At 61.8% G+C, this 1,108-nt stretch carries 1 protein-coding gene and 1 pseudogene (1 of these 2 cut by a window edge); one reads left to right on the forward strand and one right to left on the reverse strand.

Features of this window, described 5'->3' with window-relative positions; translation table 11 throughout:
- Positions 1–187: hypothetical protein (locus tag B3C64_RS04350; RefSeq protein ID WP_291533986.1), on the forward strand; the 187-nt coding region annotated here is incomplete at its 5' end.
- Positions 188–208: 21 nt separating this feature from the next.
- Here the strand turns inward: B3C64_RS04350 and B3C64_RS04355 are convergent.
- Positions 209–1,108: pseudogene (locus tag B3C64_RS04355) on the reverse strand (MFS transporter) (it continues 296 nt past the right edge of the window).

Raw genomic sequence — 1,108 nt, forward strand, 5'->3', positions numbered from 1 at the left:
CCGCATCGGCTTTGTTCGCATTGAAGACATCGTTGTCGGTCATGCCGTCTCCCAACCATCGGTTTTTCTGACTGGTTCCAATGTAACGCGGTTCCCGAAAGCACGTGCTGTCGGCAGGGGTGATGTTGCTCTCAAAAAAGCCGGCGTCGAGAACACGACGTCGGCTTTTGAAGATAAAGCATCATGATTGGACGGATTCGGCGAATCGTCAGACCTGCACTTCGCGCATACGTTCGGCGGCGCCCGTATGGGTTTCGTAGCGGCGCGAGTAGATCACCAGGGAAATCACGGCGAGCAGGGTGATCGGAGCTCCCGCAATTCCGGTGAAGTGATAGTTCATCGCGCTCACGTTCAGCGCCAGACCGCCGACGATCGAGCCGACCGCATTGCCGAAGTTGAAGGCGATCTGCACCGCGGCGCCGGTGATGAGCTCGCCGCCGCCTTCGCCTGCACGCACCATCAGCAATTGCTGCGGGGACGAGCAGAAGAACATCGCGAAACCGATGAGCAGCGTCAGGAACGCCGTGGTCACATGATTGCCCGGTACGAAGAACACCAGCAGCAATCCGCATGTCGCGATGAACTGCGACAACGCGGCGGTCGCGCCGGCTTTCCACCAATCGGTCAGCTTGCCGCCGGCGATGCCGCCGAGCACCATGCCGAAGCCGGCCAGCACCATCAGCATCGGAACCAATGCGGAAGGCCATCCGCCGGTCTTCTGCAGCCATGGCGAAATGTAGCTCCACCAGCAGAAGATGCCGGAATTGCCGAAGAACACGGCCAGCAGAATGAACCACGGGCCGATATGGGTGAGCGGGCGGAACTGCCCCTTGATGCCGGCGTCCTTGATCGGGGCGACGAACGGCACCCAGGCGAACGTCAACGCCATCGTCATCAGGGCCCAGCCGGCGAGGATCGCGAACGCGAGGCGCCAGGAAAGCGACTCGGAAAGCAACGTTCCCGCGGGCACGCCCAGCATGTTGGCCACCGTCTGCCCGGTCACCATCATCGAGACGGACTGCGCCTCCTTGCCCTTGTCCGCCAATGTCTTCGCGATCAGCGTCGCCGTGCCGAAGAACGCGCCATGCGGCAGACCGGAGATGAAGCG

Origin of the sequence: Bifidobacterium sp. UBA6881, from assembly GCA_002451435.1 — a bacterium.
Taxonomy (GTDB): domain Bacteria; phylum Actinomycetota; class Actinomycetes; order Actinomycetales; family Bifidobacteriaceae; genus Bifidobacterium.